The organism is Colwellia sp., from assembly GCF_013215345.1.
GTDB lineage: Bacteria > Pseudomonadota > Gammaproteobacteria > Enterobacterales > Alteromonadaceae > Colwellia.
On record NZ_JABSOV010000172.1, the window covers coordinates 1 to 5,917 of the forward strand.

The following is a 5,917-nucleotide window of genomic DNA, read 5'->3' on the forward strand; positions in this document are numbered from 1 at the left end:
TTGAACGTCGAATGTCGCTTTGTCACCCGTCATATCCCATACACCAAAGGTATCTGTAGAGTTACGAGCATATTCACCAACAAGAGCAGTTCGTGCGCCACCGTCTGATGTAGTATTACCTACACGACCAGAGAAAGTGAATGAATCGGCTTCATAAGTCCAATCGAAATCAATTGTTTTAGAATCCATTGATGCTTCACGAGACCAAGTTTGGAAATAACCCGACTGAAAACCTTCAGGACCGTAACCCAAGTCATTGTTAGTTTTAGTTCTTTCGATACAGTTGCCGTTCGCTGGATTTGTCTTAGTACACGAATCAGCACCTGGGAACATAATCAGTTGGCTGTTTGCGTTATCGGCAACTAAATCTAAAGACATATAGCTTAAACCAAACTCTAGTGAATCAGTTGGACGGTATTGCATATCTAAATTAAGTGCAGTGCGCTCACGATCTTGTTGGAATGTTGTTGGTGCCATACCGCCACTCCAGTTTCTTGAAGTTTCAACACCATTACGTTGGTAGTTAGTTTCAGAAACAGCAGCAGAAACTAAAACACCGAAAGATTCAGAATCATTTTTCCAGCTGTATAAACCAGAAAGCTCTGGGCTAACTTCTTCATTAACTGAACCGTAAGTACCTTTAACACTTGCAAAAACAGTATTAGCATCTAAGTCTAAAGGACGACGAGTTTTAACGATAACAGTACCACCGATACCACCTTCAACAAGGTCTGCTTGTGAAGATTTATAAACTTCAATACCACCAACCAATTCAGGTGGTAATAATGTGTAGTTAAAGCTACGGTCAATTGACTGTTGGTCATACCAACCAGTAGAGGCAACCGAGTGACCATTTAATAAAGTACGCGTTAACTGCGAAGAAGCACCACGAATTGATACTTGCTGGCCTTGTCCAAACTGACGGTTAACGGCAACACCAGAAATACGGGCTAATGACTCACCAATATCGCCATCTGGGAATTTACCAATATCTTCTGAAGATATGGCATCTACCACTGCGTTTGAAAAACGCTTAGCGTTTAATGACGCTTTTAATGAACCACGAATACCAGTTACCTGAATTACTTCTACTTCGTCTTTTTTAACCGCTGCTTCTTCGGCCGCCATAGCTTGTGATGATACACCCGCTAGGATCATAGCAATTGAACTTGCTAACACGCCTTTTTTAAATGTTATAGTTGACATCGACTTTCCCTTACACACGTTTTGTTTTTAAAATGTTTTTATTTTATTTAGAATAATTATATTTGGTTTTACGACAGCGCTGTCAATATTTAATGACAACGCTGTCATAAGACGTAAGAAACCATACCGTTTATTTTTACGTTTGACCAGAATAAATTAACCAAAAGTTACAAATTGATTACACAAATAGGTGAGAAGATTGAATTTAAAGGAATTTTTATTTGATTCTTTTTATTGTTAATAAGCTGATTATCTAAATAACTATCACTTTCTGTATGAAAAGAATACGTAAAAACACATAACTTGTCTTTTTATTCTAATATAACGAATAAGTATTCACTAAAAAGGAAGCTGAAGCCGAGCATTTATTTTACTGACTTATTTGATCTGCGGATAAAAAAAAGCTAATGCCTACCTAGGTAGACATTAGCTTTTATTGATTTGACTAGCAGTGAGTAACCTTTAAACTGTGCTCTAAAGATTGATTCTGATTTTGCTTATTTAGCTGACTGATAAAACGCCAGTAAACTTGCTGTTGAACAATCATGCTGGTCTGAGATAGCATTTTTTTCTAATTCGGTTTGAATTTCTGCTGCTAAGCCCTTGCCCAGTTCAACGCCCCATTGATCAAAAGAACATATTTGCAAGATGATACCTTGCACAAATATCTTATGCTCATAAGCTGCAATTAAGCTGCCCAGGTTTCTAGGGTTAATACATTTCAATAAAATGGTATTGGTAGGTCGATTACCTTTATGGACTTTATGTGGTGCGACTTTATCGATGTAATCTTGGTCACGACCTTTGGCTTTTAAGTCCGCTCGGACTTGCTCCTCATTAACACCCGTCATTAACGCTTGTGTTTGGGCAAAGAAGTTTGCCATCAACGTTTCATGATGACCTTTTACTGGCGTAACACTTTTTACTGAGCCAATAAAGTCAGCCGGTACAACATTATTACTTTGATGCAGGTACTGATAAAAGGCATGTTGACCATTAATGCCTAGCTCACCCCATATAGAAGGCACAGTGGCATAGTCAACTTCATCGCCATCCCAACTCACCGACTTACCATTACTTTCCATTTCAGCTTGTTGTAAATAAGCGGTCAGCATATGCAGTGTTTGATCATAAGGTAAAATAGCTTGTGACTGCGAGCCAAGGAATGTGGTATTCCATACACTGATCAAGGCCAGAATAGCGGGAAAGTTATCTTTTAATGGTGCGTTGATAAAGTGTTGATCCATATCATGGGCACCACTAAGTAATTCTTTAAATTTATCAAAGCCTAAATCAAGGGCGATGGCAAGGCCAATGGCCGACCATAATGAAAAGCGACCACCAACCCAATCCCACATATCAAAGATATTTTCCTCTTTAATACCGAAACCCATGGCATTTTCTTTATTGGCAGTTACTGCGACAAAATGTTTAGCAACCGAGTTTTCATCAAAAGAGGCGCTGGTTAACCAATTAATTGCTGTGCGAGCATTTGTCATGGTTTCTGTCGTGGTAAAAGTTTTACTTGAAACAATAAAAAGCACTTTTCCCGGCTCTAAAGGACGTAGTACTTCAACAATTTGCGCACCATCAACATTCGAAACATAATGAACATTAACACTGCCATCACTGTACTGTTTTAAAGCTTCGGTTACCATCTGTGGGCCAAGGTTTGAACCACCAACACCTATATTTACGATATCAGTAATACGCTTGCCTGAATAACCTAACCAATGCCCTTGACGGACCTTATTAACAAAAACCTCCATCTCGGCAAGTTGTTTTTGTACATGGTCAGTGACATTTTCACCATCAATAATAAGCGGTTCATCACTTGGACGACGTAGTGCAGTATGAAGTACCGCGCGGTCTTCCGTTTTATTTATTTTCTCACCAGCAAACATTTTTGCGCGCCAATCACAAACCTGGGTCTCTTCTGCTAAAGCGAGTAAGGCGGTAATCGTTTCACTGTCAATCAGGTTTTTAGAGTAGTCGAGCAGCATGTTGGGCAATTCAATAGAGAACTTATTAAAACGTTCGCTGTCCTCGGCAAACAAGGTATTCATGTGCTGAGATTTTTTATCTTGGGCAAGTTGCTGAAGCTTTTTCCAGCTAGCTAATGCTTGACGAGATGACATACTAGTTCCTATAGGTGATTGAGACACGATTATCGACTTTACCACAACTTTAAACTGAGTTTTTACTCGATTTAACCATTATGACTTGTAAATATTTCATGATACCCTATAAAAAAATGACAGCGCTGTCAATTACTAATACACTACAGAATACTGTAAAAGTCAGTAGATTACCACTGAACAGCCATGTAATAATAACAACGCCTCTGGTAGAACCAGTCAATTTATAATAATAAGAACAAGGTTACCTGCAAATGAAAGCGACAATAAATGACGTAGCAAAGCAAGCTGGTGTATCAATAAAAACAGTTTCTCGTGTTATCAATAATGAAGCGTCCGTACGCCAACTGACTCGAGAAAAGGTGCAACGGGCTGTTGATGAGCTTAACTACCAACCCAATTTATCTGCTCGTAATTTAGCGGGAGCAAAATCCTACTCCATAGCCTATATATATGATAACCCCAATGCGTATTACATCATTGATATGCAAAAGGGCATATTATCAGCCTGTAAGCAACAAGGTTTTGAGTTATTAATTCATCCTTGTGACTCCAAAAGCCAAGGTATTACCGAAGAGGTGGTCAATATGGTTAAGCAAGCGCGTATTGCCGGCTTGATTTTAACTCCGCCTTTATCTGAAATGCCTGAGTTTGTAAAAACACTAGTAGATCTTGACGTCAAAGTTGTGCGTATCCTGTCTGGCGATGTCGCCCCTGATGACCTTAGCCCTTGTGTTATGGTCAATGATAGAGATGCGGCACAAACCATTACCCAGCACCTTATTGATTTAGGCCATAAAGATATTGGTTTTCTAGCCGGTGACGCTGTACATATGTCGACGATAGAGCGCTATAAAGGTTACAGAAGAGCATTAAAAGCCAGTAATATTGAATTTAACAAGTCACTGGTTATTGAAGGAAGTTACTCATTTGATTCTGGAGTCAGTGGTGCTAAAGAATTAATGTCCGTTCAAACGGCTAATCCCCGCCCTACTGCCATATTTTCTTGTAACGATGAAATCGCCGCGGGGGCATTATTCGCAGCAAGATTAATGAATATATCAATTCCAGAACAATTATCTATTGTCGGTTTTGAAAACAGTCCATTTTCCCGCCAGACTTGGCCAAAACTGACTACGGCTGATCAACCAAACAACCAAATTGCCGAAGATGCGGCAATGTTACTTATTAGCCAAATTCGTAAGCAGAAAAATCCGATTACAATTAGTCAATATGTACCAAAACTTATCGTCAGAGATTCTACCGCTCAGTATGAAAAGCTATAATTAAGCGTTTTGTCAGCGTTATTTAAATCGTTCTTATCGTTTAAATGACGCAAAAGTGGCAAGTTTTACCCGGAGAAATTATCACAGCGTTAGCGACATTGAATTTAATAGTTTGCCGGGTGTGAGCAACAGTAATACCAATTATATTAATTAAGTGATCTATTTTATACGCAGAAATAAGTGATAAGTACAAGGTAATTATTTAACTAACTAGTTGTTCTAATTATTAAAGAAATAACGTAGTAATTATTAATTTTAGCAAGTAGAAATGATCACTTAGTTTGTGTGATTGGTATAAAGTGCTAGCGCTTTATTTGATATTAAAAGACTCATCTATCTTTTTCATTTTCGCTAAATAATTCAAGTGCGCTTTTTTTGCTGCAAAAATGAAGATACCGATAACAACAGTGATTGAGAGGACTAATACGAGAGGTTCTTGTGATAGCGATCTGCTAAGCCATTCCATGGTTTACTTTCCTTAGTATACAAATGTACTGATAAATTAAGCTAGTCACCGGCTCTATCTTAGCGCCAGTGACATTGCTGATATATTATACGGGTAGTGATTCTCTACACCTTATGATATTTAGCATTTATGTTCAAGCTTATGAGTACTTTAGCTTAATTTAAAAGCTATTCTTCAAAATATGTGCCCCAACCATCGTAGTCTACTTTACATTTTGTTGCCAATTCAAACATAACTTTAGTTTCTGTTTTAATTAATTCAACATCAAGCATCTGTTCAGTGACTATATCAAAAGCAAAAACCTTGTCGCCATTTTCTAATTCGGCTTCTTCCGGCTCTTCAATTTCCAAGCCTAGCTTAAATGCCGCAATAGCCGTCTTTTCGAGTAAATCAAAGTCACTACTGGCAAAGTGGTGCTCTATAGTGTGATAAACCTCATCATTGGTACCATCTGCAAGTAACTCGCTCACAAGTACTTCTGTATGGGTTAGCCAGTGTTTTAATTTTTCATCAATCATTTTAATACCTATATATATTAACTCGTTAAATTACCGACAAAAAACAGCGTTATTTATTATGATAAGCCGCTGCTTCATCAGATAATTCTTCAATTTTATTTTTCATTAATTCATGGACCTGATTCACCGTTTTCCGAAGGTTTTCCCGGTCACTATTTTCAATATACAGTGGCTCTAGAAACTCAATAATAATTTTACCATTATCCCAACGGTTTAAGTTGATAGTACCAACTTGGTTACTGGCACAAATAGGTACAATTGGTACATTTGCTTGAATAGCTGTTCGAAAAGCACCTGTTTTTA

General features: G+C 38.0%; 4 protein-coding genes and 1 pseudogene. 1 reads left to right on the plus strand and 4 read right to left on the minus strand.

The genetic code is table 11. The annotated features are described in order from the left end of the window. Both HRT50_RS17270 and pgi read right to left on the minus strand, forming a co-directional pair. A partial coding sequence (locus HRT50_RS17270; protein ID WP_291616799.1) for a TonB-dependent receptor plug domain-containing protein occupies positions 1-1,206 on the minus strand: 1,206 nt, incomplete at its 3' end. A 497-nt stretch (positions 1,207-1,703) separates the two neighbouring features. Then, entirely contained in the window at positions 1,704-3,344 is a 1,641-nt protein-coding gene (pgi, locus tag HRT50_RS17275; RefSeq protein ID WP_291616801.1) for a glucose-6-phosphate isomerase, read from the minus strand. Between the two features lie 254 nt (positions 3,345-3,598). Between pgi and HRT50_RS17280 the strand changes: the two genes are divergently transcribed. After that, entirely contained in the window at positions 3,599-4,630 is a 1,032-nt protein-coding gene (locus HRT50_RS17280) for a LacI family DNA-binding transcriptional regulator (RefSeq protein WP_291616803.1), read from the plus strand. A 633-nt stretch (positions 4,631-5,263) separates the two neighbouring features. Here the strand turns inward: HRT50_RS17280 and rraB are convergent. Continuing rightward, positions 5,264-5,614, minus strand: a complete 351-nt coding sequence (gene rraB, locus HRT50_RS17285) for a ribonuclease E inhibitor RraB (protein WP_291616805.1) — start codon at positions 5,612-5,614, stop codon at positions 5,264-5,266. Positions 5,615-5,663: 49 nt separating this feature from the next. Continuing rightward, positions 5,664-5,917 (minus strand): annotated as a pseudogene (locus HRT50_RS17290) (1-acyl-sn-glycerol-3-phosphate acyltransferase); the annotation flags it as partial.

Bases quoted from the DNA above. Each gene is read 5' to 3' on its own strand.
- HRT50_RS17280 (WP_291616803.1), top strand. From the start codon at position 3,599: ATGAAAGCGACAATAAATGACGTAGCAAAGCAAGCTGGTGTATCAATA.
- rraB (WP_291616805.1), bottom strand. From the start codon at position 5,614: ATGATTGATGAAAAATTAAAACACTGGCTAACCCATACAGAAGTACTT.
- pgi (WP_291616801.1), bottom strand. From the start codon at position 3,344: ATGTCATCTCGTCAAGCATTAGCTAGCTGGAAAAAGCTTCAGCAACTT.